The organism is Acinetobacter guerrae, assembly GCF_009372255.1.
Taxonomy (GTDB): Bacteria; Pseudomonadota; Gammaproteobacteria; order Pseudomonadales; family Moraxellaceae; genus Acinetobacter; species Acinetobacter guerrae.
Genome location: NZ_LXGN01000034.1, coordinates 179,401 through 204,948, shown reverse-complemented (window position 1 = coordinate 204,948; position 25,548 = coordinate 179,401). Strand labels below are relative to the sequence as shown.

At 38.9% G+C, this 25,548-nt stretch carries 31 protein-coding genes and 1 pseudogene; 22 read left to right on the top strand and 10 right to left on the bottom strand.

What is annotated here, in order from left to right; translation table 11 throughout:
* Nucleotides 1–8 precede the first annotated feature (8 nt).
* The 18 genes from A7A69_RS10730 to pyrF all read left to right on the top strand — a co-directional run bounded on the left by A7A69_RS10730 (nt 9) and on the right by pyrF (nt 13,688).
* Nucleotides 9–977, top strand: a complete 969-nt coding sequence (locus A7A69_RS10730; RefSeq protein WP_152877473.1) for a DNA polymerase III subunit delta' — start codon at nt 9–11, stop codon at nt 975–977.
* A gap of 12 nt (nt 978–989) precedes the next feature.
* Entirely contained in the window at nt 990–1,331 is a 342-nt protein-coding gene (locus A7A69_RS10725; protein WP_152877471.1) for a PilZ domain-containing protein, read from the top strand.
* 15 nt (nt 1,332–1,346) lie between these two features.
* The gene (locus tag A7A69_RS10720) at nt 1,347–2,120 is read left to right on the top strand and encodes a TatD family hydrolase (protein ID WP_120368965.1); all 774 of its coding nucleotides are present in this window, start codon (nt 1,347–1,349) and stop codon (nt 2,118–2,120) included.
* 43 nt (nt 2,121–2,163) lie between these two features.
* The gene (locus A7A69_RS10715; protein ID WP_152877695.1) at nt 2,164–2,772 is read left to right on the top strand and encodes a TetR/AcrR family transcriptional regulator; all 609 of its coding nucleotides are present in this window, start codon (nt 2,164–2,166) and stop codon (nt 2,770–2,772) included.
* A 121-nt stretch (nt 2,773–2,893) separates the two neighbouring features.
* Nucleotides 2,894–3,466 (top strand): type II secretion system protein, encoded by a 573-nt coding sequence (locus A7A69_RS10710; protein WP_421721591.1) that lies wholly within the window; start codon nt 2,894–2,896, stop codon nt 3,464–3,466.
* Entirely contained in the window at nt 3,456–4,067 is a 612-nt protein-coding gene (gene gspI, locus A7A69_RS16625; RefSeq protein WP_241675246.1) for a type II secretion system minor pseudopilin GspI, read from the top strand. The genes A7A69_RS10710 and gspI overlap by 11 nt, the downstream gene beginning before the upstream one ends.
* Nucleotides 4,064–4,954: a GspJ family type II secretion system protein gene (locus tag A7A69_RS10700; protein ID WP_171500809.1), complete on the top strand. Its 891-nt coding sequence runs from the start codon at nt 4,064–4,066 to the stop codon at nt 4,952–4,954. The genes gspI and A7A69_RS10700 overlap by 4 nt, the downstream gene beginning before the upstream one ends.
* Before the next feature lie 5 nt (nt 4,955–4,959).
* Nucleotides 4,960–5,925 (top strand): type II secretion system minor pseudopilin GspK, encoded by a 966-nt coding sequence (gene gspK, locus A7A69_RS10695; RefSeq protein ID WP_152877467.1) that lies wholly within the window; start codon nt 4,960–4,962, stop codon nt 5,923–5,925.
* Between the two features lie 152 nt (nt 5,926–6,077).
* Nucleotides 6,078–6,674, top strand: coding sequence for a 6-pyruvoyl trahydropterin synthase family protein (locus A7A69_RS10690; protein WP_152877465.1), 597 nt, complete (start codon nt 6,078–6,080; stop codon nt 6,672–6,674).
* Nucleotides 6,675–6,720: 46 nt separating this feature from the next.
* Entirely contained in the window at nt 6,721–7,434 is a 714-nt protein-coding gene (gene ung, locus A7A69_RS10685) for a uracil-DNA glycosylase (protein WP_152877463.1), read from the top strand.
* Entirely contained in the window at nt 7,431–8,555 is a 1,125-nt protein-coding gene (locus A7A69_RS10680) for an enoyl-CoA hydratase/isomerase family protein (protein ID WP_120368971.1), read from the top strand. The genes ung and A7A69_RS10680 overlap by 4 nt, the downstream gene beginning before the upstream one ends.
* A gap of 4 nt (nt 8,556–8,559) precedes the next feature.
* On the top strand, nt 8,560–9,081 hold the full coding sequence (tadA, locus tag A7A69_RS10675) for a tRNA adenosine(34) deaminase TadA (protein ID WP_120368972.1): 522 nt from the start codon (nt 8,560–8,562) through the stop codon (nt 9,079–9,081).
* A 113-nt stretch (nt 9,082–9,194) separates the two neighbouring features.
* Nucleotides 9,195–9,632, top strand: coding sequence for an SRPBCC family protein (locus A7A69_RS10670; protein WP_171406704.1), 438 nt, complete (start codon nt 9,195–9,197; stop codon nt 9,630–9,632).
* A gap of 10 nt (nt 9,633–9,642) precedes the next feature.
* A complete protein-coding gene (cmk, locus tag A7A69_RS10665) occupies nt 9,643–10,326 on the top strand; it encodes a (d)CMP kinase (protein WP_152877461.1) in 684 nt (227 codons plus the stop codon).
* Between the two features lie 113 nt (nt 10,327–10,439).
* Nucleotides 10,440–12,113 carry a 30S ribosomal protein S1 gene (gene rpsA, locus A7A69_RS10660; RefSeq protein ID WP_120368975.1) on the top strand — a complete coding sequence of 558 codons (1,674 nt, stop codon included), beginning with the start codon at nt 10,440–10,442 and terminating at the stop codon, nt 12,111–12,113.
* A gap of 157 nt (nt 12,114–12,270) precedes the next feature.
* Complete coding sequence (locus tag A7A69_RS10655) at nt 12,271–12,576, top strand: integration host factor subunit beta (RefSeq protein WP_120368976.1); 306 nt, start codon at nt 12,271–12,273, stop codon at nt 12,574–12,576.
* A 30-nt stretch (nt 12,577–12,606) separates the two neighbouring features.
* On the top strand, nt 12,607–12,972 hold the full coding sequence (locus tag A7A69_RS10650) for a lipopolysaccharide assembly protein LapA domain-containing protein (protein ID WP_120368977.1): 366 nt from the start codon (nt 12,607–12,609) through the stop codon (nt 12,970–12,972).
* A gap of 32 nt (nt 12,973–13,004) precedes the next feature.
* Complete coding sequence (pyrF, locus tag A7A69_RS10645) at nt 13,005–13,688, top strand: orotidine-5'-phosphate decarboxylase (RefSeq protein WP_120368978.1); 684 nt, start codon at nt 13,005–13,007, stop codon at nt 13,686–13,688.
* Here pyrF and A7A69_RS10640 read toward each other — a convergent pair.
* Both A7A69_RS10640 and A7A69_RS10635 read right to left on the bottom strand, forming a co-directional pair.
* Entirely contained in the window at nt 13,685–14,593 is a 909-nt protein-coding gene (locus A7A69_RS10640; RefSeq protein ID WP_152877459.1) for a LysO family transporter, read from the bottom strand. The two genes, pyrF and A7A69_RS10640, sit on opposite strands and share 4 nt — an antisense overlap.
* A 46-nt stretch (nt 14,594–14,639) precedes the next feature.
* On the bottom strand, nt 14,640–16,160 hold the full coding sequence (locus A7A69_RS10635) for a flavin-containing monooxygenase (RefSeq protein ID WP_152877458.1): 1,521 nt from the start codon (nt 16,158–16,160) through the stop codon (nt 14,640–14,642).
* 155 nt (nt 16,161–16,315) lie between these two features.
* Here A7A69_RS10635 and A7A69_RS10630 point away from each other — a divergent pair, with 155 nt between their 5' ends.
* The 4 genes and pseudogenes from A7A69_RS10630 to A7A69_RS10615 form a co-directional block, all read left to right on the top strand.
* Nucleotides 16,316–17,326 carry a helix-turn-helix domain-containing protein gene (locus A7A69_RS10630; protein ID WP_120368981.1) on the top strand — a complete coding sequence of 337 codons (1,011 nt, stop codon included), beginning with the start codon at nt 16,316–16,318 and terminating at the stop codon, nt 17,324–17,326.
* An 86-nt stretch (nt 17,327–17,412) separates the two neighbouring features.
* Nucleotides 17,413–18,558: a cell division protein ZapE gene (gene zapE, locus A7A69_RS10625; RefSeq protein ID WP_120368982.1), complete on the top strand. Its 1,146-nt coding sequence runs from the start codon at nt 17,413–17,415 to the stop codon at nt 18,556–18,558.
* A gap of 364 nt (nt 18,559–18,922) precedes the next feature.
* Nucleotides 18,923–21,088 (top strand): malate synthase G, encoded by a 2,166-nt coding sequence (locus A7A69_RS10620; protein ID WP_152877456.1) that lies wholly within the window; start codon nt 18,923–18,925, stop codon nt 21,086–21,088.
* Nucleotides 21,089–21,188: 100 nt separating this feature from the next.
* Nucleotides 21,189–21,641, top strand: a pseudogene (locus A7A69_RS10615) (SOS response-associated peptidase family protein); the annotation flags it as partial.
* Nucleotides 21,642–21,759: 118 nt separating this feature from the next.
* Here the strand turns inward: A7A69_RS10615 and A7A69_RS10610 are convergent.
* The 8 genes from A7A69_RS10610 to A7A69_RS16620 all read right to left on the bottom strand — a co-directional run.
* The gene (locus A7A69_RS10610; RefSeq protein ID WP_048763524.1) at nt 21,760–21,972 is read right to left on the bottom strand and encodes a hypothetical protein; all 213 of its coding nucleotides are present in this window, start codon (nt 21,970–21,972) and stop codon (nt 21,760–21,762) included.
* A gap of 2 nt (nt 21,973–21,974) precedes the next feature.
* Nucleotides 21,975–22,355: a DUF551 domain-containing protein gene (locus tag A7A69_RS10605; RefSeq protein ID WP_228268136.1), complete on the bottom strand. Its 381-nt coding sequence runs from the start codon at nt 22,353–22,355 to the stop codon at nt 21,975–21,977.
* The gene (locus A7A69_RS10600; RefSeq protein ID WP_152877454.1) at nt 22,348–22,614 is read right to left on the bottom strand and encodes a hypothetical protein; all 267 of its coding nucleotides are present in this window, start codon (nt 22,612–22,614) and stop codon (nt 22,348–22,350) included. Before A7A69_RS10600 ends, A7A69_RS10605 begins: the two co-directional genes overlap by 8 nt.
* 211 nt (nt 22,615–22,825) lie before the next feature.
* A complete protein-coding gene (locus tag A7A69_RS10595) occupies nt 22,826–23,509 on the bottom strand; it encodes a putative quorum-sensing-regulated virulence factor (protein ID WP_151788590.1) in 684 nt (227 codons plus the stop codon).
* Nucleotides 23,510–23,519: 10 nt separating this feature from the next.
* Entirely contained in the window at nt 23,520–24,227 is a 708-nt protein-coding gene (locus A7A69_RS10590) for a hypothetical protein (RefSeq protein ID WP_151675586.1), read from the bottom strand.
* Between the two features lie 28 nt (nt 24,228–24,255).
* The gene (locus tag A7A69_RS10585) at nt 24,256–24,936 is read right to left on the bottom strand and encodes an ATP-binding protein (RefSeq protein ID WP_151675585.1); all 681 of its coding nucleotides are present in this window, start codon (nt 24,934–24,936) and stop codon (nt 24,256–24,258) included.
* A gap of 36 nt (nt 24,937–24,972) precedes the next feature.
* Nucleotides 24,973–25,296, bottom strand: coding sequence for a hypothetical protein (locus A7A69_RS10580; protein WP_151675584.1), 324 nt, complete (start codon nt 25,294–25,296; stop codon nt 24,973–24,975).
* Nucleotides 25,296–25,548, bottom strand: a 253-nt coding sequence (locus A7A69_RS16620) for a hypothetical protein (protein ID WP_206669009.1), incomplete at its 5' end; no start/stop codon positions are given. The genes A7A69_RS10580 and A7A69_RS16620, both read right to left, overlap by 1 nt.

Here is a 25,548-nt window from a genome sequence, read left to right as displayed (position 1 = left end):
ATCATTTGATGCAGACCGTATATCCATGGCAAAAAAATGTATGGGAAACCTTAACTAGTCGTTTCCCTGAAGTCGGTCATGGGCTTTTGTTTTATGGAAAGAATGGTTGTGGTAAACATGAATTTGCACAGCATTTTTTGGCATGGATTTTATGTTCAAACAAGCAGCCTCAAGCTGCCTGTGGAGAATGCGTTAGTTGTCAGTGGCTCAAATCTGATACGCATCCCAATTATGTCCACATCACTACTGATGAAGAAAATAAAAAACAAAATGCCAAGATAAAAATTGAGAAAATACGTGAGCTGTTGCCGTTCGTACAACAAACTGTAGATGGCTGGCGTGTCATTGTGATTGAACCTGCCGAAGCTTTGAATGTTGCTTCATCAAATGCGCTCTTAAAAACACTGGAAGAACCAGGTGAGCGTATTATTTTAATTTTATTGGCAGATCATTATCTTAAACTCCCTGCTACGATCCGCAGTCGGTTACAACATTTTGCGCTAGATCGTATTTCACCTGAACAGTCGCAGCAATATATTCAAACTGAGCAACCTGAACTTTCAGCGGAGCAAGTGAGTTTGTTATTGAACTTATCAGGTGGCATGCCATTAAGTGCTGTGCAATTGGCTCAAAGTGAATGGCTAAACAAACGTGCTAATTTTCTAGAAGATTGGACAAATTTAGTCACACAAAAGAATAAACCGATGATTCTTGCAACAAAATGGTCAAAAGAACTTGGTTTTAATGATTTTATTCCGATGTTTGAATACTTGTTGGGCGACCTAATTTGTGTCAAGCTAAATCAGTCAATCAAGAATATTGATCTGTCCTTTGATCAAATTGTACAAGCTTATACACTTGAGCAATTATTTGAAATTTATGCACAAATACAACATGCGAAACAATTGGTTGAGCAAAACGTGCAGAGCAATTTGGTGTTGGATCAACTTTTTATAAAATTAATGAACGTTGAATAAGGGGAAAATCAAATGGAACCACGTATGATGGGCGGAATTATTCAATTAAATATTCCTGATCGTGCAACTTTACAAGCCAGTTATATGAGCTTTGTACAGGGTGGTGGTTTATTTATTCCTTCCAAGCAGGCGGTAAAATTGGGTGATGAAGTGTTTGTACTTGCAACTTTGCCTGAACAGTCGCAAAAAATTCCATTAACGGGAAAAGTGATCTGGATTTCACGTAAACAAACCGGGGTTAAACCGCATGGCTTTGCGATTCAACTGAGTGGCGAAAAGGGGATCTACTATAAAAATGAAGCGGAAAAGCTTTTGGCAGGTAGTGTTTCTGATCGTCCTAATTTCACCATGTAACAATAGGAAAAAGTTGTGTTTGTAGATACCCATTGTCATCTCACTATGCTGGATTTGACAGCTTATAATGGCGATCTGGATCAGGCTTTGGCACAGGCGCGTCAAGCGGGTGTATCCAAATTTATGAGTATTTCAGTCGATTTGGATGATCATCTTCAGCTCGCTCAGATTGCGGCTCGACATCATGATGTTGGTTATAGCGTTGGTGTGCATCCCTGTGAAGATGCGGCAACAATGGCACGAGCTACAACCGAATTTTTAGTGGATTTAGCACAAACGGATAAAGTTTGGGCATTGGGGGAAACAGGACTAGATTATTATCACAGTACTGAATTTGTAAAAGAACAAAAGCAATGTTTTGCTCGGCATATTGCGGCATCTAAAATTGTGAAAAAACCTGTGGTGGTACATACTCGTTCGGCCAAGCAGGATACCATTGATATTATCCGTGCCGAGCAATCGACACATGGCATTTTGCATTGTTTCACAGAAGATTGGGAAACAGCAAAAGCAGCTTTGGATTGTGGCTATTATATTTCCTTTTCGGGCATTATTTCGTTTAAAAATGCACAAGATTTACGGGATGTCGCTAAACAGGTGCCATTGGATCGTGTGTTAATCGAAACAGATAGTCCCTATTTGGCACCTGTGCCTTATCGTGGCAAATCGAATGAACCAAAATATGTCCCATTTGTAGCTAAAGCTTTAAGTGAAGTATATGATAAACCTGTAGAAGAAATGGCTGCTATTACTTGCCAAAACTTTGAAAATCTTCTGAATATGAAATAGTTGAATTGAACGAAAGCTAAAGTAAGAGAGTTATCGCGTGAAGATGGATCGTCAGGCTCAGTTTCGAGCAAGAGAAGTATTGATATTTCAGGTCGCAGAACAACTCCTATTGGAAAATGGCGAAGCAGGCATGACCCTTGATGCTTTGGCAGCGGAGCTTGATCTGGCGAAAGGCACGCTTTATAAGCACTTTCAAAGTAAAGATGAGCTTTATATTTTGCTCATTATTCGCAATGAAAAAATGCTGCTCGAAATGGTTCAAGATACAGAAAAAACCTTTCAGGAGCATTTGGCTTTTTTTATGTTGCATCATTTGCATCATCCTGAACGGACGGTTATGTTTCATCAAATCGAAGAACGTTTGTCTACGACAGGACAAGGCATTCAGCAACTTTTTCAAGAGCTTTATCAGATTCGTAAAAAACGACTTCGCATTATTATTGGCAAGACAGATACTTATTTGGAGTCAATCCAAAGCTCAATGATTACTCGTGATTATTTGGCTGGAATTTGGTCGCTCACACATGGAGCTGCGGCTATTTTAAATTCGAGTTTTTATCAGCGTTATCTGGGTTCAAGAGATACTTTACGTATCGCCTATATTGATCAAGCTTTAGCAATGCCTAAGTTTATTCAAGAACAATATGCCTAATCAGAATGAGCATTTGAAGCAAAGCTTCTTGTTTAGCGCTCGGCGGACAAAGCTTCGCTTTGTTAATCCTCACCACTCCACGCAGAGCTTTTCGTCTTGCGCTCATCCTCATACTCGAAGCATAGCTTCTCGCCTTGCGGCAGGATCGAGCGTTGCTCGATTTAAACCTGCCTCAGGATTTACGTTGATTGAATTGATGGTCGTCATTGTCATTATTGCGATTTTGGCTTCGTTGATTTTATTAAATATCAGTGGTGTCGATCAGCGAAAAGCGATGCAGGCACGTGAGTTTTTTATTCTGGATTTAAAAAAAATAAATAAAGAATCTGTAGATCAGTCTCGAATTTTTGCTTTATCAACGCATAATGCGACAGATGTTGCACCGTTTAGTTATGAATTAATGGAATATCAGGATCAAAGTCAGCAAACAATTATTCAAGAAGAAAAAAAATGGCAACGTTATCCAGAGTTTTCTGTAAAAATTTTACCTGAAAGAGTGGCTTTTAATATTGAATCTGTCGATCAAAACTATCAAAATGCAACTCAACAAGACCTTATTAATCAGCAGGCTCCGAAATTAATTTGGTTTGGAAATGGTGAGGTAAAACCAGTAAGAATCCAATTTTATTTTGAACAAAACCCAGTTGGAGATCCAATTGAGGTCGATCATCTGGGTAATATTAATGAAAACTAAAAAACCCAATTCTGGTTTCATGCCTTGTCTTCTTCAGACTTACACCTCAAACAAAGTTTTCGGTCTTGCGACAGGATCAAGCGTTGCTCGATTTAAACCTCGCCACTCGAAACATAGCTTCTCATCTTGCGCAGTGGCAAAACTATGTTTTGTTAGTCCTCGCCATTCGAAGCATAGCTTCTCATCTTGCGCTCGGACAAAGCTTTGCTTTGTTAGTCCTCGCTCAGGATTTACGTTACTTGAAGTCATGGTGGCTTTGGCTATTTTTGCAGTCGCAGCTATTGCTGTTACTAAAGTGGGCATGCAATACACCCAGTCTACTGCAAATGCGATTTTAAGAACTAAAGGTCAGTTTGTTGCCATGAATGAAGCGGCTCAAATGGAAATTAATAAACAATGGTTGACTGGAACTGAGTCTAAGCAAATCACGTCTCAGGGTGAAACATGGCAAATTGATAAACGTTCTGAATCTACCATCAGCCCCAATGTACAACGCGTTGAGATACAAGTCAGTTTATTTAATAATGAACAAGGTAAGGTCGAATCTGGCATTACCAATGTTGTGTTTTTTAATTATCCTCAACAAGTAAAAACACAATGAAAATAAAAGAAAATAATCAATCATGTTTTGAAGTAATTCCTTTTAGACGCTGTATTACTCAGTTTAAACCTTACCGTTTAAAACAGCAGAGTTTCTCGCCTTGCGCTCGGACAAAGCTTCGCTTTGTTAGTCCTCGTACTCGAAGCAAAGCTTCTCGTCTTGCGGCAGGATCGAGCTTAGCTCGATTTAATCCTACCTCAGGATTTACGTTGGTTGAGTTATTGGTGGCAATTGCAATATTTGCGGTATTGTCTGCATTGGGATGGAAAGTTTTTGATTATCTTATAAAAACCAAAGATAGAAACACTCAGCACGAAGAACAATTATTTATTTTACAAAATGGCTATCAACAAATTTTAAGAGATAGTTTGCAAATTATTCCGCTTACTGCAAATATGGGTGGGCAAATTCGTCCAGCATTATCATTAAATAACAATGTACTTCAATTTAGTAAGGCTGGTGTGACTGATCCTTTAGGGCAGGGTTTATCCCCTTATGAGCGGATTGAATACCGATATGATGCTTCGCAGAAAGTGGTGTATCGTTTAAAATATTCAGACTTGAATCTACCCAATAGTGTACAACCGCAGTCGAGTATTCTGCTTAAAAATGTAGAGCAGTTTCAAATCAATGTGTTAAATCCTCAAAATGTCAATCAATGGCCTGATGCTAGCTCAGATTTAACACAAGTTTCCAATTTAAAACTTCTACCCGCGGGTCTAAAAATCAATGTTACGATCGCTGGTACGGACTATGAATGGATTTACAGCTTATTGGACAGTAAAGCTATTGTTTTAAATCAACAACAAAATGATGCATCAGGGAACAATAATAATTCAACGAATAATACCAATAACAATTCCACTAATCAGATTGGACAGAATTAATCGTCATGATGAGAAACCGCATAAAAAATCAACAAGGTATTGCGCTGATTACGATTCTGGTGATGGTCGCATTGGCTACAATTCTGGCGGCAACCATTGCAAAAAGACAAAGCAATACAGCTGAAAATACAGCTTATTTAATGCGACAGAATCAGTCCTTATTGTATGCCAAAAGCGCAGAAGCTTTTTTTTCAGAGTTGTTGGTGCAAGATGCACAAGATAGTGCGCAAGTTGATCATATGGGCGAAACATGGGCAAAACCAATGCCAGCTTTTCCTGTTGAAGATGGATATGTTTCAGGTTATTTACAGGATGAGTCTGGTAAATTCAATCTTAATAATTTGGTTAAGGCAGATGGAACACCTGATGAGAATGTTCGTAAATGGTTTGAAAAGTTACTGGTTCGTGTAGGTTTACCCGCCGATTTAAGTCAAGCGGTGATTGATTGGCAAGATCCAGATGATCAAACCATAGGTGCAATGGGTGCAGAAAGTACCTATTATCAGGGATTACAGCAGCCTTATCTTGCCCCAAATACGCAGTTTCATAGTATCGAAGAGTTGAAAAAGGTGCGTGGTTTCGAAGGAAAAAACTTTGATTTAATCAGACCTTATATTAGTGCGTTGCCTTCTAACCAAGCCACTAAAATTAATATTAATACCGCTCCAGCATCGGTTTTGGCCAGCATTGATGAAAAATTGGATCAGAACGCGATTAATGATCAGCTCAAAGCAAAATTTGCCAAAATGGAATATTTTAAGAGTGTTAATGATCTTTGGTCATTGGAGGCTTTTAAAAATATTGATCCAGAAAATAAACAGCGCGTGATGTCTTTATTGGATGTGAAATCTAATTACTTTCAGGCACGTATAGATGTGATGCTTAGTGAGCGTAAGCGCCAATTCAGTAGTTACCTTATGCGTAAAGATAAACAGGTCTTTGTATATTCACGTAGTTTAGCTCCTTTTTAAATGAAGCATTTGTGCATTAAAGCTTGAAAATTAGCCCAAAAATAAAGTCTCTGATACTTTTTGACTATTGCTATTAACGTTAAAATCAATGTAAAGCTCCGACTTTTTCCTTTATAATTAAAATCTGTTGATCATTATTTTTAATTTGGCGCATGTTAATCCGAAAGTTATTTAAGTTTGAAAATGCTCATATTGTGCGAAATTGTACATCGGATCGTTGTAAACGTTCGATTCACGGTCATAGCTATAAAGTTGAGTTGATCCTTAAAGCTTCCAAGCTTGATCATGGGCAAATGGTGTATGACTTTGGTCTACTTAAAGGTGTAATTAAAGAATTATTTGATAGTTTTGATCATGCGATTTGTTTCTGGCAAGATGATAGCGCTGAGTATATTCAGGCATGCAAAACTTTTAGTGCGCGATGGGTGGCTTTACCTGTTTCACCTTCAGCAGAACAATTTTCACGTATTTTCTTTTATTTGGCACAACAGGTTTTAAAATCAACGGAAACCCAAAATGGTGAAGGTGATGTTGAAGTTTATTCAGTGATTGTGCATGAAACTGATACGGGTTACGCGCAAAGCTTTTTAGAAGATATTGAAAATATACAAATGGGTAAGCTTGATCTGGAAAGTATCGAATTTTCAGAACAAGTCAGATCAGAATGGTCAGATCCAGAAATGTATAAACAATTAAAACGTGGTACTAAATTTCAAAACCCAAAAGTAGAGTTGCAAGTTACAGTTTAAGTAGCTAAAGATTAAAAAGGTAATCGATTGTTTTCAGGATGGAATAATGCAATTAACTGAGCAACAGCAGGATAAACTGGGTAAAGTTCAGTTAGAACAAAGTTGGAAATATTCACTGGCAGACTTTTTGTTAAGTCCGCTTATGGATCAGTTGCGTGATTTTCTAGTGCAGGAAAAACAGGCACAAAAAACTGTATATCCGCCGAGTAAGCAGATTTTTAACTCACTTAACACCACGCCTTTAGATCAGGTGAAAGTCGTTATTTTGGGGCAGGATCCCTATCATGGGCCTAATCAAGCCAATGGATTGAGTTTTTCTGTACAGCGTGGCATTGCCTTACCACCTTCATTGCGTAATATCTTTCATGAGTTACATACCGATTTAGGTGTGCCTATATCAACGCATGGCGATTTGACTAAATGGGCAAATCAAGGTGTTTTGCTTTTAAACAGTGTGCTCACTGTTGAAGCTGGACAACCCACATCGCACCAAAAACGTGGTTGGGAAGAATTTACAGATCATGTCATTGATGTGCTCAATGAACAGCGAGAGCGTGTTGTTTTCATTTTATGGGGTGCTTATGCACAACGTAAAGGACAACGTATTGATCGCAATAAACATCTGGTACTCACCGCAGCACATCCATCGCCACTTGCAGCGAATCGTGGCGGTTTTTTTGGTTGTAAAGTCTTTTCAAAGACGAATAATTATTTGAAACAAAATGGCATTGAGCCTATAGATTGGCAGTTGGACGCATGACAAATTCTCCCGATGTAACTCGTTATCACCCAGACCTTATTGTCGAAGAGGCAAAAAATGGTTGGCGTATTGTTCGCCTAAATCGCCCTAAATCCTTACATGCTTTAGATGAGTCGATTGCGACTGCACTGTTGCATGTATTTGAAGATTTTCATAATGACAATGATGTTAAGGCAATCTGGCTGGATTCCACCACACCAAAAGCTTTTTGTGCGGGGGGAGACGTTCGTAAGCTTCGCCAGTTGGTGATTAATAATGAAGTCGAAACCGCCAATCAATTCTTTGAGCAGGAATACGCGCTAGACCTATTACTGCATAACTATGCTAAACCTGTGATTGTGTGGGGTGAAGGTTATGTCATGGGTGGTGGCTTAGGTTTATTTATGGCTGCACCATTTCGTCTGGTGACACCATATTCGCGTTTAGCAATGCCAGAAATTAATATTGGTCTTTATCCAGATGTCGGTGCAAGTCGTTTTCTAGCAGATCGTGGTCCTATTGGTCTGTTTACAGGACTAACAGGTTCAATTATGACGGCGGCTGGTGCATATAGCATTGGTTGGGCGACGCATATTTGTGATGCTCAACGTGATAATGTACTGAAAAAAGTCACTGATATAGACTGGAGTCACTACCCAGCAGGTGATTTTAGAGCAATTGATGATACCTTAAATAGTTTACATCGACCTGTTGCGGCAGGACCCTTACAAAACTCTTTGGATGTTATTCATAGTGTTTGTCGAGGTGTAAGTTTTGAGCAGGATTATCAAGCAATTATTGGTCTAAATGAGGCCCGTAGTGACTGGTTACGCCAAGCCAGTGAAAACTTGCAAAAAGGTTCTCCAAGTACAGCAGCAATAACATGGCTGCTATGGCAATGGGGTAAACAGGTTCATGCTTGGGATGAAGTCTTTAAACTTGAAGCGCAGATTTCTGACTGGAAAATTCGCCATTCCGATTTTGTGGAAGGTGTTCGCGCGCGTCTAGTCGATAAAGATTTGTCGCCTGCATGGAAAGACACTCAAGATTTCAGTTTAAAAGGCATTTTGGGTGATCATCCGCCTGTGACCAATATTGAAAGCTGGAACCAGTTACTTAAGCATTATGGTGTAATCAGCTAAAGCTATGTCTGAACAGGTTTATTCTGATGAACATTGGATGCAGCTTGCTTTTGAGCAGGCTGCATTGGCTGCATCGCAAGGGGAGATTCCTGTTGGTGCAATTATCGTGAGCCATAATCAAGTCATTGGCTCAGGCTATAATGCACCCATTTCTTTAAATGATCCAACCGCACATGCTGAGATTCGTGCAATTCGTATGGCATGCGAAACCATTCAAAATTATCGGTTACCTGCCGATGCAACTCTGTATGTGACACTTGAGCCGTGCACCATGTGTGTAGGTGCATTAATACACTCACGTGTTTATCGAGTCGTTTTTGCAACGACAGAGCCAAAAGCAGGGTCTTTAATCAGTGCGCGTCAATTGTTAGATTCAGGCTATTACAATCATAAATTCGTTGTAGATTATGGTTGTATGCAACAGCAATGTTCGGAACAGCTTAGTCATTTCTTTAAACAACGTAGAGAACAAAAGCGTAACGAACGGATGCAAAATTTTAACCCTTTAAAAAGTGATACAGAATAAATTTGTACTTGCTTAATTGACAAAAAACAATCATTCACGATCTCTTGATTCCTGTAAGATGTTTAGCTAATGTATTTTTGACAATATAAATTGTCATTTTCATCTTGAGAGATATTATGAATGCCATCACCATAAAAAAAGAATTCAATGCACCAATTGAGCAGGTTTTTGATCTTTTGTCGAAACATGCAACCTATAATCAAGCCTTTGCACCCATTCAAGTGGTTAGAGTCAAAGACTCGGCAGATCCTAAACGTCCAGATGGTTTGGGTTCCGTGCGCCGTATGGGATTTGGGCCATTTAAACCGTTAAAAGAAGAAATTACTTTACTTGAAGAAAATAAGCGTATCGAATATAAATTGATCGATAATCCATTAATCAAACATCATCTTGGTCGAATCGATTTTCAACAAGTTGCACCGAATAAAACATTGGTGACTTATACCATTGAGTTGACTGCGAAAATTCCATTTGTGAGTAAATTAATTCTTGCACAACTTAAAGCAGCGATTACACTAGGCTTTTCAAAATTAGCAAAATCGATCGCTTAGTAGGGTTTTAATGACAGTTCATATTATTACAATCGACGGGCCAAGTGGGTCAGGTAAAGGGACACTTGCTGCAAAACTGGCACAACATTATGGTTTTCATCTGTTGGATTCAGGTGCTTTATATCGATTGCTTGGGCTGTCTTTACATCAAAAAAATTTACTCGATGCATTGTCTACACGTTTAAGCGAATGTGTAGAAGTGGCAACTCATCTCAATATTAAATTTGAAACAAAAGATGAAGCAACAGCTATTCTTCTAGAGGGTGAAGATGTCACCCAAACCATTCGTACAGAACGTGTAGGTGAGTTTGCATCGCAGGTCGCAGCTGTACCAGAACTGCGCAAAGCTTTATTTGATCGGCAACGTGCGTTCATTCAAGCGCCCGGATTAGTTGCTGATGGTCGTGATATGGCGACCTCCATTTTTCCAGAAGCACAGGCCAAAATTTATTTGACTGCTTCTGCCGAGTCACGCGCAGAGCGTCGAGTAAAGCAGTTGCAGGGAATGGGGCTAGATGTTAAAATAGGCGACATTTTGGCTAATATACAGTCGCGTGATCAACGTGATATGCAACGAACAGTTGCGCCATTACGTCCAGCTGAAGACGCTTATCAGATTGATAGTTCAAATTTGAATATCGATCAAGTCTTTCAGTTAATGACGGATTACATTGATCAACGTATAAAAGCCTAACCGATTTTTTAAATCAGTTAAAGCATAGCTAGATCAGTTTATTACGGACTATGTGGAAACTTAACTAAACCGGCCTTGTCTGATCCAAGACCGCTGACTTTATCAGGTATATCATGACCGAATCTTTTGCAGCCCTCTTTGAAGAAAGTGAATTAAACCTCAACGTTGAAAAGGGTGCAGTCATCCAAGGTGTTGTTGTTAGCATCGATAGTGACTGGGTAACTGTTGACACTGGCCTTAAATCTGAAGGCGTAGTTGACCGTGCTGAATTTTTAAATGAACAACGTGAACTTGAAGTTCAAGTTGGTGATACTGTTGACGTCGTTGTAGAAGCGCTTGACAACGGTATGGGTCAAACTGTTTTATCACGTGAAAAAGCAAAACGTGCTGAAACTTGGACCAAACTTGAAAAAATCTTTGAAGATGGCGAAATCGTTACTGGTGTTATTTCTGGTAAAGTTAAAGGCGGTTTCACTGTTGACATCGGTCCAGTTCGTGCGTTCCTACCTGGTTCACTTGTAGATACTCGTCCGATCCGTGACACAACTCACCTTGAAGGTAAAGAGTTAGAGTTTAAAGTTATCAAACTTGATGCTAAACGTAACAACGTTGTTGTATCTCGTCGTGCTGTTATGGAAGCTGAATCTTCTGCTGACCGTGAAGCACTTCTTGCTCAGCTTGAAGAAGGTCAAACAGTTACAGGTACAATCAAAAACCTTACTGATTACGGCGCGTTTGTTGACCTTGGTGGTATCGACGGTCTTCTTCACATTACAGATATGGCTTGGAAACGTATCAAGCACCCATCTGAAGTGGTTGAAGTAGGTCAAGAAGTTACTGTTAAAGTACTTAAATTTGATCGTGAACGTAACCGTGTTTCTCTAGGTCTTAAACAACTTGGTGAAGATCCATGGTTAGCGATCATGAACCGTTACCCTAAAGGTTCTATCGTTAAAGCACGTGTAACTAACTTAACTGACTACGGCTGTTTCGCTGAAATCGCTGAAGGCGTTGAAGGTCTTGTACACGTTTCTGAAATGGATCACACAAACAAAAACATCCACCCATCTAAAGTTGTTCAGATTGGTGATGAAGTTGATGTTATGGTTCTTGAAGTTGATGAAGAACGTCGTCGTATCTCTCTTGGTATCAAACAAACTCGTGCTAACCCATGGGAAGAGTTTGCTAAGGCTCACGACAAAGGTGAAAAAGTTTCTGGTACGATCAAATCAATCACTGATTTCGGTATTTTCATTGGTTTACCTGGCGGTATCGACGGTCTAGTTCACTTGTCTGATATCTCTTGGAACGAACAAGGTGAAGATGCTATTCGTCGTTACAAGAAAGGTGACACTGTTGAAGCTGTTATCTTGTCTGTAGATGCTGAAGGCAACCGTATCAGTCTTGGTATTAAACAATTGAACAGCGATCCATTCAATGACTTCTTGGCAGCGAATGAACGTGGTGCATTGGTTAAAGGTACTGTAACTGCTGTTGATGCAAAAGGCGCAACTGTTAAATTGGCTGACGAAGTTGAAGCGACTTTGAAAGCATCTGAAATTAACCGTGATCGCGTTGAAGATGCAACTAAGTTCTTAGAAGTTGGTCAAGAAGTTGAAGCGAAAATCATCAACGTAGACCGTAAATCTCGTTCTATCAACTTGTCTATCAAAGCGAAAGACGAAGCTGAAGAGAAAGAAGCAGTTGCGAATCTTCGTACAACAACAACGTCTCAAGACAATGGTCCTAAGACGATTGGTGACTTGATCAAAGCACAAATGAAGTAAGCCTCAATAAAAAGTATCATTAGTGTAACTAATTCGTACTTTTTATACGATTTACTGTAAACGGTAGCGTAGTATTAGTGTACTGCGCTACCGTTTTGTATTTAAACAGGTTATTATAAAAGTCATTGAAAACGAGTAAGAAATAAAGAGGTCATCAATGACGACTGAAGCACTTAATAAATCTGACTTAATTGAGCGTATTGCTTTAAAGAATCCTCATTTGGCAGAACCCTTGGTAGAAGAAGCCGTAAAAATCATGATTGATCAAATGATCGAAGCTTTATCAACGGATAATCGCATCGAAATTCGTGGTTTTGGTAGTTTTGCATTGCACCACCGTGACCCTCGTTTAGGGCGTAACCCTAAAACGGGTATATCAGTGGAAGTTGCAGCAAAAGCTGTACCCCACTTTAAACCGGGTAAGGCACTTCGTGATGCAGTAAACGAAGTTGTTGCAAAATAACAATTAAGAATTAATAAAAATGAGGTGCTTATGCGTATTATCTTAATCGCATTACTCGTTGTTTTGTTTGGTTATTCGCTTGCTTTGGTATTACAAAATAGCACGGAACTTTCTGTAGATTTGCTATTTACACAAATACCAGCGATGCGTTTGGGTTTGTTACTCTTAATCACTTTGGCACTTGGTATAGTCATTGGACTTTTATTGGGTGTTTTAATGTTTAAAGTGATTCAAAAAGGTTGGGAAATTAAGCGTCTCAGGAAGGATATCGATCATCTTCGTAAAGAGCAGATTCAAATGGCGCAAGTTGCTGCTGCTCAAGTAGCTGCCAATACCAAGCATGAAAAAACAGTATTGGATGTTAATACTAACAATGAAAATAAAAGCCCATTATAATATGGGCTTTATTTTATCGGAAGAAAAGTCTCTTGAGTATCATTGTTGCCCTCGATGCTAAAAGCCAAAAAGATGCCCTTACAATTGTGGATCAACTTGATCCAGCTTTATGTCGTGTAAAAGTTGGTAAAGAGCTTTTTACTCATGATGGGCCACAAACTGTCAGAATTTTGCAGGATCGTGGGTTTGAGCTATTTCTAGATCTTAAATTCCATGACATTCCAAATACAACTGCACAAGCCGTCTGTGCGGCAGCTGACTTGGGGGTATGGATGGTCAACGTGCATGCTTCGGGCGGCCGTAAGATGATGGAAACTTGTGTAGAACGTTTAAAAGCAGGTAATTATCAAACTCAACTGATTGCGGTTACGGTTTTAACCTCAATGGAAAGAGAAGACTTACGTGATATCGGATTAGATATTGAACCTTTTGAACAGGTAAAACGTTTGGCACAATTAACAAAAGAGAGCGGTTTGGATGGTGTTGTATGTTCTGCTCAAGAAGCCAAAATGTTAAGGCAGTTATTAGGATCAGAATTTTCGTTGGTGACTCCAGGTATTCGTCCAGAAGGTTCTAGTGCAGATGACCAAAAACGTATTGTGACACCAAAACAGGCAATGCTAGATGGATCAACGCATTTAGTGATTGGTCGACCGATTACCAAAGCTGAAAATCCAAATGAAATGTTAAAAAGTATTTTGGCGTCTTTGAATTAAATCATTAAGAAAAACGTGATAAGCAAGGGTGCAAGTAAGCTTAATATAATTCCGCTCATCATGGCGTGTGGTACATAATGTGTGCCACATGATTGTTTGACCATCGCTAAAGTTACATCCATAGACGTTGCACCTGCACTGGAAATCGCAGAGCGGGGGAAACGCCAACCTAAACAATACATTAAAAGAATCGCAAAAATCTCTCTAAATAAGTCGGTGAGTAAAGCGATTCCACCAAGTTCAGTTGAATGGAGTTTGGTAAATAAAATCCCAGACATCGAATACCAACCGTAACCTTGCGATAGGGCAATCACCTCATTCAATTTGTATCCAGTTAATATGACATAACAAAAAAACGCTGCAATGATTGAGCCGATGATTGCTGCTAGTGGTACTACAAGAATCTTCCAACTCACCCAAGAACGGTCAAAGTGAGTATAAGCAAGCTCAATACCAATAAAACAAATAAAAACTAAAAGTAAATACCAACTGTTAAATATGATATTGAGCTGAAAATGATGAGTTACGAAGCCCAAAGCAGCGCCCAAACCAAGTGCAATAAAGGCATAACTGATATTTTTCAAGGCATTTAGAAATAAATGCAGTGAAATCTGACCTTGTACACTGTCTTCATCTAAAATTTTATAAACAATTAAGCATACATAAAATGAAGCAATTGACGTGGATGCTGCAATTAAAAGTGCAGTAGGTAAAATTCGCTGTGGGTGCTGTAAATGAGTTAAAGCTTGGGTAAATTCAAATGCAACACTGACTAAAAGAACATAAGAAAAGTAAGGCAGTATTTTAAAAATAAAATGCCTGATCTTTAGATTTAATTTAGGAGCTATAAAATAGCCTAAGCCAATTGCGATAAAAATTTGGAAAATTAAAATAAGGGATTGCATAAAATAAGTAGATTGCATTCAACCTACTTATTATGAGGGTAAAAGATTAGGCAGCAAGCCGTTTTTTATCTTTTGTTTTATTTTGTCCTAGAAAAATATAGTCAGAAGCATTCACTTTGCGGGTTTCTAACCAATATTTCCATGTGTAGGTTGGCCACAAAGCAAAGTTTTTGCCATCAGCAGCCTGATACCAACTCGCACAGCCACCAGCTTGCCAGACTGTACCTTGAAGTTGTTGTTGTACCTTAGCATTGTAGTGATCCTGTACTTCAGGTTTAACTTCCATTGCCAAAGTTTGGGTTTTATCAACCAGTTGAATGAGTTGAAGAATGTAATTTACCTGAGATTCAATCATAAAGATGACGGAGTTGTGCCCTAAAACTGTATTTGGGCCTAGCAATTGAAATAAATTTGGGAATCCTTTGGTGCTCATTCCATAGTAACTTTCAGGTGCATCTTTCCAGACTTGTTTAAGCTCTTGTTTATTGACTCCGATACAGTCAAAGTGTTTTAAATAAATACGTGGGTCAGTAATAAACCCTGTCCCATAAATCAGGCAATCTATTTCGCGTTCATGACCATCTTTAGTTTTAATACTGCTAGCCGTTAATTCTGAAATGCCTTGTGTAATCAACTCAACATTTTTACGGTTAAAGGTTGGAAAATACTTATTAGAAATTAATATCCGTTTACAGCCCATGACATAATCAGGTGTAAGTTTTTTGGCGATATTTTTATCCTTTACCTGAAAGCGAATAAAAGCTTCAGCAAGTTTTTGTCCATATTTCATAATTTGCGGTTGAACAATGGGTACTACGCGTGATTCATTACTCCAGTACAAACGTGCGCGATGGATTTTGCGGAATAAATCAGACCGTTTGAATAATAATTGACTTAAACCTGAATATTGACGTTCATCACGTGGAATTACCCAAGCAGCGGTACGTTGAAACACATACAGTTGCTTGACTTGTTTGGCTATTTCAGGAATGTATTGAATGGCGCTGCCTCCAGTTCCAATCGAGGCAACACGTTTACCTGTCAGATCATATTCATGGTCCCAGTGCGATGAATGAAACACTTTGCCCTTAAAGTTTTCGATCCCTTTAATATGTGGAATTTGTGGTACATGCAGAGGGCCTGAGGCAAAAATCACAAATTGTGCTTCTAATGGGGCATGTTCTTTAAAAGAAACTGTCCAGAGAAACCGTTGTTCATCGTATTCAGCACGTGTGACTTCATGTTCAAATTTACAGTATTTCTTCAGTTGAAATTGTTCTGTAATCTCTTGAATGTATGAAAAAATTTCGCCAGCTTCAGCATAACGTTTTGACCAGTCTGATTTCGGTGCAAATGATAAGGAATACATATGCGACTGTACATCGCAAGCTGCACCAGGATATTGGTTTTCACGCCAGGTTCCGCCTACATCGTCTGCTTTTTCTAAAATAACAAAATCATGGATATTTTGTTGTAGTAGGCGAATTGCCATCGCTAGACCGCCAAATCCAGCACCAATAATTGCTATTTTAGTTTTTTGAATCGCATTTATTGTTGACTCATGCATCATCTTTACCCTGTGCTTAAACAATGAACATAAGATTAATCATTTTTTGTTTCAGCTAACATGATTACAACGACATAAAAATTGATAGAATCGGCAATTAATTTTTGAACAACTTTGTAGTACAACATCACGGTAAGGTAAAAATAGACCCAATAATGAAGCGATCAATACTCGGCCTGATGTATTTAATACAGGGAATGCGAAATTCTGGTATTGATGTCGATACGCGACTTGCCAATATTGGCATTCGTGTAGATGCGCTAAATCCCAACTCCATCATTCATGATAGTCTGGAGTGGGATATTCAACATATCATCAGTCAGGATGTTCCCGCTGAACAAGGTTTATATATTGGACAGCATTATGCGCTAGCAGGTTATGGTCCTTTGTTGATGCTATTGGTCACTGCGGATAGTATTCGCAATGCTATATATAAAGGTATTCAATATCAAACGCTCACTCATTTGTTTGGTCAATTAAGTCTGGACGAACGTAATGGCTATGCATCTTTAATTTATTCTCCTATTGATTTGAATACAGAAATGGGATTATTAAGAGCACAATGTGAAATATCTGGGACTTATAAATTTATTCTAGATATTTATAGAATGATGGGGTTGGATGCGCCTGAAATTAGAGTAGATTTGCCATTCCCGCAACCGCAAAATTTACATATGCTAGCGCAGTATCAGCATTATTATGGCAATAACTTGCATTTTAATGCAGATCATGCAGTTTTTAGTTTGAATGAAGCGGTTTTAGATGTAAAAATCCCGTCTGCGGATTTAATTACACACCGTGTATATGAAGTAAAATGTCTGGATGAAATTAAGCGTTTAAATGATGATCAAACGCAGGAATCTGATCTAGTGCAAAGAGTACATGATTATCTTGAACTACAGCAGGGCGTTATTCCTACAATGGCGGAAACTGCAATTGCATTACATATTCCAGAACGGACGCTAAGACATCAATTGCAACAACTGAATACGAGTTATAAACAAATTCGTGAACAGTTAATTAAAGATAAGGCCTTAAAGCTTATGGAATATAAGGAATATTCAATTGAAGTCATTGCGGAGTTACTCGGTTATTCAGAACCTGCTGCATTTAATCATGCATTCAAACGTTGGTTTGGGCAGAGTCCAAGACAATATGGAAAATAGCCAAGATTGCTATAGCCTAAAGTTTTACTTTAACGTGTCGAATGTTCGATATACTTTTCCCCACAATACCGAAAGCACTTGAAAATATGGCAAACTTTAACTCTCCTCATGGTACAGCTTTTTCTCCTTTATCTCCGGCAGAGCGTTATGCACAGGCGTTATCTTCAGGACAATTTATGCCTGATGAAGCTCAGGCACAGGCTGTACATGAGTTAGAGCGAGTTTGGCAGGATCTCATTAGTCGTTACAAAGCATCTAAAAAAGCATTTCGTCGTTTTCGTCGTCAAACCGCACCGCGAGGGGTGTATATGTGGGGTGGTGTAGGACGAGGCAAAACATGGTTAATGGATCAATTCTATGACTCAGTTCCATTTCGCCGTAAGACGCGCATGCATTTTCATCATTTTATGCAACATGTACATCGTGAGCTGAATCGTTTGTCTGGTCAGCGTAACCCTTTAGATTTAGTTGCAGATCAAATCTATAAAGATGCGGTTGTGATTTGTTTTGACGAATTTTTTGTATCCAATGTTACGGATGCCATGATTCTAAGCGATTTATTCCAAAAATTATTTACACGTGGCATTACCTTAATTGCAACTTCAAATATTGCACCAGATGGCTTATATAAAAACGGTATCCATCGAGATCGTTTCTTACCTGCAATTGAACAGGTGAAAAAGAATTGTGTGGTTCTCAATGTCGATGCAGGTGTCGATTATCGATTACGTGTACTCAAGCAAGCGCAACTCTTTAAGTATCCTCTCACTGATGATACTAAAATCTGGATGGCACAGCGTTTTAAAGCCATTACCCAAACTCAAGGTTATTCTGATGAATCTATTACCATTAATAATCGTGTTGTAGAAACGTTGGGGCATACTGAAGATGTTCTATGGTGTGAATTTTCGGAGCTTTGTTTTAAACCGCGTAGTCCTGCAGACTTTATTGAAATTGCAAACTTGTACAATACTGTTTTAGTCAGTAACGTTCCGCATTTAACCGATACTTTATCTGAAGGTGTACGTCGTTTTATTTATCTGGTAGATGAATTTTATGATCGTGGGGTAAAACTGCTTCTTACTTCTCAGGATTCCATCATTGATTTATATCAAGGTGAAAAATTGGCTTTCGAAATTGAACGTACTCGTTCACGTTTGCTTGAAATGCAGTCAGATGAATATCTACATTCTGAACATAGACAGATTCATCAGAACTTAGAGAATAACTAAGAAAAAGGCGTTCAGATTGAACGCCTTTTTCTTTGGTTTAAAATCATTATAAATAAAGTACAAATTTATTTGAGCTTATGCTTTCAATGCCATATTTTTTTGTTATAACTATGGTTCATTATGAAAAAGGAGTCGAATAGGCCGATGTTAACTTAGGTCTAATTTCGACATTTTTAAAACTTTATAAACTGTAATTGAGTATTCAATGTGCTGAAATGAAGTACTCACGCTAATAGAGAACTGAAACAAGATAGTTTGTTTTTGAAATGCTTGTTATTTAGCAGCGTGATATTGCTATTCAGCAAAGTATAAATCGGTATACTTGAAGCTCTTGTTATAAAAAGTAGCAACATCAGGAAAGACAATGACGGCACGTATTCAAAAAGGCAAGTTAGCGATTGCTAAAGAACTTTACGACTTTATCGAAAATGAAGCTTTACCAGTTTCAGGTTTGGACAGTGAAACTTACTGGAAAAACTTTGAGCAAGTCGTTGTTGATCTTAGTCCTAAAAACACGACGCTTTTGGCAAAGCGTGATGAGTTACAGGCTAAAATTGACGAGTGGCACCGTAATAACAAATTTGAATTAGAAGCTTACAAAGCTTTCCTTACAGAAATTGGCTACTTATTACCAGAAGTAGAAGATTTCCAGATTACAACAGAAAATGTAGACGAAGAAATTGCTTTACTTGCAGGTGCGCAATTGGTCGTACCTGTACGTAATGCACGTTATAGCCTAAATGCAGCTAATGCGCGTTGGGGCTCTTTGTATGATGCACTTTATGGTTTCGATGTTATCCCAGAAACTGACGGCGCAGAAAAAGGTAAAGGCTATAATCCAGTTCGTGGCGAAAAAGTTATTGCTTTTGCTAAAAACTTCCTTGACCAAACATTTGCGTTAGCACAAGGCTCACATGCCGATGCAACCAACTATGCGATTGAAAATAAAGCACTAGTAGTGACCTTAAAAGATGGCTCACAAACCAAGCTTAAGCAAGAATCAGCATTTGTTGGTTATAACGGCGAAGAAGCAGCACCAACTGAAGTGGTATTACTCAACAATGGCTTGCATGTCATTGTTGAAATCGATGCAAACAGCCCAATTGGTAAAACAGATGCTGCTGGGGTCAAAGATTTAGTTCTTGAAGCTGCCGTAACAACAATTCAGGATTTAGAAGATTCGGTCGCAGCGGTTGATGCTGAAGAAAAAGTTGAAGGCTATCGTAACTGGTTAGGTCTGATGAAAGGTGATCTAACAGAGTCTATTGAGAAAAATGGTAAAACAGTTACGCGTAAACTCAGCGAAGACCGTGTTATTAAGAATTTGATTGGTGGTACAACGACGTTGCATGGTCGTTCATTGATGCTTCTTCGTAATGTTGGTCATTTAATGACTAATCCTGCGATTTTAGTCGATGGCAAAGAAATCTATGAAGGCATCATGGATGCTCTAGTAACACCTTTACTTACGATTCCAGATATTCGTGGCAACAATACATTAAAGAACTCGCGTAAAGGCTCTATGTATATCGTTAAGCCAAAAATGCATGGTCCAGAAGAAGTGGCGTTTACTGTTGAACTGTTTGAGCGCGTAGAACAAGCATTAGGCTTGCCTGCTAAAGCACTTAAAGTCGGTATTATGGATGAAGAACGTCGTACTTCTGTAAACCTGAAAAACTGTATTGCTCAGGCGAAAGATCGTACCATCTTTATTAATACTGGTTTCATGGATCGTACTGGTGACGAAATCCATACCTTTATGGAGGCAGGTGCATTTGTTCGTAAAGGCGAAATCAAAGGACAAAAATGGTTCCCTGCATATGAAAACCGTAATGTCATGATTGGTTTGCAAACAGGTTTACGTGGTAAAGCACAAATTGGTAAAGGCATGTGGCCAAAACCAGATATGTTATTAGACATGTATAAAACCAAAATTGAGCATCCAGAAGCAGGTGCAAGCTGTGCATGGGTTCCGTCTCCATCAGGTGCTGTAATTCACGCAATTCATTATCATCAATGCAATGTATCTGAACGCCAAAAAGAGTTACTCAATACTCAAGCTTTACCACTTGATGATTTGCTTACTCCGCCTTTGGCTGAAAATACCAACTGGACAGCAGATGAAATTACCAAAGAACTTGAAAACAACTGTCAAGGTATCTTAGGTTATGTGGTTCGTTGGGTTGATTTAGGTGTAGGTTGTTCTAAAGTTCCAGATATCAATGATGTAGGTTTAATGGAAGACCGTGCAACATTGCGTATTTCTTCACAGCACGTTGCGAACTGGTTGCGTCATGGTATTGTGACCAAAGAGCAAGTTGAAGAAGTTCTGGAGCGTATGGCGAAAGTGGTTGATGGTCAAAATGCAAATGATCCAGAATACACGCCAATGGCACCTAAGTTTGTAAATGATATTGCGTTTAAAGCAGCTTCTGATTTGATCTTCAAAGGTGCTGAGCAGCCTTCAGGTTATACAGAGCCTTTGCTACATGCAGCTCGTTTAAAATTGAAAGGTTATACAGGTGATTAATTTGATCACTTGTTGATAGAAAAGTCCCTGCGGGGACTTTTTTATTGAAAAATAGAAAATCGGCATCATTTAAATATGAGCTTAGACAATTTTTTAAAAGATGTGTGCTAATTTTAAACCGTTAACACTTGTTCAATTACAAGCGCTCAACTTACCTCCGATTCCATTTGAGTATATCGAGGAAGTGTATCCTGCCTATAAATTACCTTTATTGTTTAAGTCACAGCAAGGACTGGAGTGGCGTGAAGTGATGTTTGGCTTAATTCCTAAATGGGCAACAGATCTAGCCGTAGGCAAAAAAACCTACAATGCACGTAGTGAAACATTATTGCAGCGTTCAAGTTTTTTTGAAGCGGCAACTAAATGTAACTTTGGTGTCATCCCTGTGACCGAATTTTATGAAGCTAAATATATTGATGGAAAGCCCCAGCGCTGGTGTGTGCGCCGTAAAGATGGTCAGGCTTTCTTTATTGCTGCTATTTATGAAATCTGTCGAATAAATGGTGATATTATTCGTTCGGCTGCCATGATAACGATGGACGCAAGTCATCATTGTTGAGTTAAGTTGTTGTAATATAATATTAAAATTATTTTATTGTTATTTATTACTCACAATATTACTCACATTTATTTTTATTGAAAGAAAAAGGTCGCTATTTGCGACCTGTATTTTATGAACTTATCTTGTCGTCATCTGGCCTAACAATACATTCTAAAACATAACTATTCAACCAGTAGTTTTTTCGCCCATCTTTTTTTGGCGATTGGATACGACCGTCATTAATTCTGGCATAAAGTTCCTTTTTTGAAATATTCATTCTCAAAGCAAACTCGGCAGTTGAAATACGACGCTCAGTATTTGTTAAATCAATTGCAATTCCCATAATCAACCTCCTTCAGCTTCTTTAACTGGTGGCTTTGGTAGCGGCATCCAGTGGCTGGGATTATCTTCATGAAAATTCGCCCAATAGTGATTCAGATCTTCATCTACTGTCATATAGTCCTTTTCAGTTTCTACATCTGGTGAATCAGACCAGCAAATCAGTACAGTTTCATCAAGTGGCGGCTCTTCGAGTTGAACGTTTATCCATCTATCATCAAGTTTCGCAAGCTGAGCTTTGAGTGCATTAATCTCATTAAGAGCACGATCAACAATATCTGTAAATGTGCATCCTTCCATATCTCGGTCAGCAGCGAATTTACAAAGTTTATGAATTGTGCTGTAGCCATGAATCTCAATAGTTTCAGGATTTTTAGAATCAATCATGGCTCGGCTCCATAAAAGTTTCTTCATCCCACCAGTTTTGATTTTCTGAAAGATATTTAGTGTGTTCTTCCGGTGAGCCGTTCCACTCTTCTAAAATGATTGAGTCAGCAATGCATTGGCCCACTTTAGGAAATACTTGAATCGCTTCATTCTTCAATCGTTCCACCAATTTTTCACCGACTTCTTTACTTGGTACCGGATAAAGCATTTCTGCTGAATCAGGTTCCTCAGGGATGTTTACTGCCCATAATTTATCCATATATTCACCTATTGAGAATAATTTTGCGCATAAACATGATTTATTTAAGTTTATGCGCAAATAGTTGCTCATTTTCTCCAACGTGCTTCTTTAAACTTTGCATCACAAATCAATGATTCGATTTCAGATGCATTTACGTTTTCAAAGATGTGATCCATTTTGCTGCCGAACACGATGAGTGTCCGGCTTTGCGACGAGTATCTAAATTTCATCAAGCACAACCTTCCAAGGCTTTGCGGAGATATGGATCTGTGTCTGGTTGGCGTAATAACCAAACAACATAATCCTTTGGCAGTTTGTGTATAGCTGTACCTTTGTACTTACCAAAAGTGATTTTTTTTGGAACACGTGCCTTTTCAGAAAATAAGTACAAGGACTGCATATCTTTGATGGCCAAGGTATCAATGAGATGCTTGAGTATGACGCCAGTAAAATAAATATCAGCCTTGGCATTGTGTGCATTGCGAAGGTGTTTTCTTGCCAATTCTTTGTCATTCATGACGTGGTAATAGATAGCTGACAAATTGTGCGCGTCCAGATCTGACCACACCATTCTTGATAAGGCTAAAGTGCAAATTGCTTTAACCTGAACGGTATTGTCACAAAGTTGAACGGCCTGGATGTCGTAATCAATATTGTGACCAATCATGAACTCAACACTGCTTGGTAGTTTGAATGTTTCAAAGCTAGGCTTTTCTGCAATATCGCTTTCCAAAATATGGTGTACTGCCATCGCACCAAGACTAATTGGCTCAGGACAAGAGAAGTATTCATCAAAAACCATTTCATGATTTATATTGAGAACCCCTTGCTCAAAAGAGCAAGGTGTATACGCAATCTCAATTGGATAACCATTAAGCTTATTGGTTTCAGTGTCTAAAATAATCGCATTCATAATCTAGATCTCAATAAGGAAAATCATCGTGCTGTGAGTTATTTAGTACTGGTGGCGCATCGTTGTAATAATCGTCAAATCCACCTTGGTTATAACCATTGTTTTGACCATATCCTTGATTATTTCCTCCATACCCACCGTTATTCTTGGGTTTGCGTGTGGTGATTGGATTGGACATTAAAGAAGAAAGTGACTTAGGAAGCGCCTCTGGTGATGTTTTTCGCTCTATGATTTCTTTGGCCATGAGTTCGCTTTGAGCGTGAAAGCAAGAGAAGAAATTCATTTGATATTTCCAATCCCCACTATCATTTTGATAGTTTTCACGTTGCAACAAGAATCCAATACGCTTACCAGCCACTTCAGGTGCTACGATGCAATTTTTCATTACACGCTCCTTTGCATCGAAATCGTATTTTTCCAACTGTGCATTTGTAGGGGTTAGTCCGCGAGCACCAATACAAGCAAGTAATGCATTAATTTTATGAACACCACCGAGCGGAGTACCGTCTTTTTTCTCAGTCCAGATTGAGAATGAAGCAGATTCTTTATTGTCGGTCTCAAATTCAATTTCAAAGCCCGTGGTACCAGATTTGGCAGTTATAAACTCCATATGTTTAATAATTCCAACATACTTTCCTGCCTCTTCGATACGAAGACTACTATCAGCTTGTTTAGCTGATTCAGGATTGAAGCCAAATTGTTTGTATTGCTGATTCATGAAAAATTACTCCTAATTGAATAAAGTCTTATGCTGGTTGCTGTTGATGGTTTTGTTGCTGAGACAAAGCAGGGATGTTGTAGTATTCGCAAATTGCGGTATCCACTTCATTCAAATCATTTTCAAGGTGATCGTCTTCAAAGAGACCCATTGGTGCTTTGACAGTAGAACTACCGTTGTTCTTGGTTTGAAAGATGTACTGATCATTGATCACTGATGTTTGAAGACATATCGTCACCATGCCTTCAAGGGTGATTTTCTCATCAAGCATTTTTCCAATAGTTTTGATCTTGGTTTTGCCTTGGCTATCTTCTTCTGTGTGGCTTAAGAGATAGATGCGTTTATGGTCATGCGCATTAATCGCAGCATTAAAAACATCCCACGCATTGCGGCCAATCTCTGTGAACTTATCAAAGCTCTTTTCTGTGCTTCGACGCATAAATTCATTTGCCATGACATACTGAAAGTCATCAATGATGATGATTGGACGTTTAGAGCCATTAATCACATTAATAATGAATTGAGGGTTATCTGACACAAGAATCGAACCCTGTTTATTGTCGGGGGTGATGTAGGTCCAGTTTGGTGAGCGAAAAGGTAAAGGTTTCTTGATGACCTGAATTAGCAACACATGCTGCGGGTTCAGGTTTCTCAAACTTGCTGACTTGCCAGTACCAGACTGGCCTAAAATTAATGTTGCAATACTCATTATTCATTCCTCATTATTCGTTATCTATTTATGAAGTTAGCGCCCGTTAGAAAGCGCATTTTTATAGGCAATACGCTGATTGGCTGAATAACGCTCACGTCTAAAACATGGATCGCCAAACATGATTGCAACTGCTTTTTTGTGCTGAAAACCTACTTCATGTCGCAAATTACGCATGATCCATGGTTTGGCTTGAAGCGTGTCAGGGCTTACAGATGTTCCTCCGTTTTCACCTTCGATACGAACATCTTTGAACTGATAATCAGTTGAAAAAACTTGAGGACCAAGGCGAACGTGATAACGACCGTTGTCATCGCGAGTGATGAATTCGCGGAAAGTGGTGGAGTATTGTTTTTGCATTAGACAGCCTCCCCGACACCCAAGCGAACCTTCGTCAATTCAATAACTAATTGGTACTCTTGATGAAATTGGCCAGTGTGGCGCTCATTCACAGCATCAGAAAATTGCTCTAATGTTCCATGAAAGCAGCCACGATTTACTGAAATGCCACCATCTTTATTTTTGAATGCCGTGTACGTACCGTTTTCGCTACCAATGATTGATAACCAGAAAATGTCTCGTCGCTGCTCAACCCAAGCGTCGCCATAAACC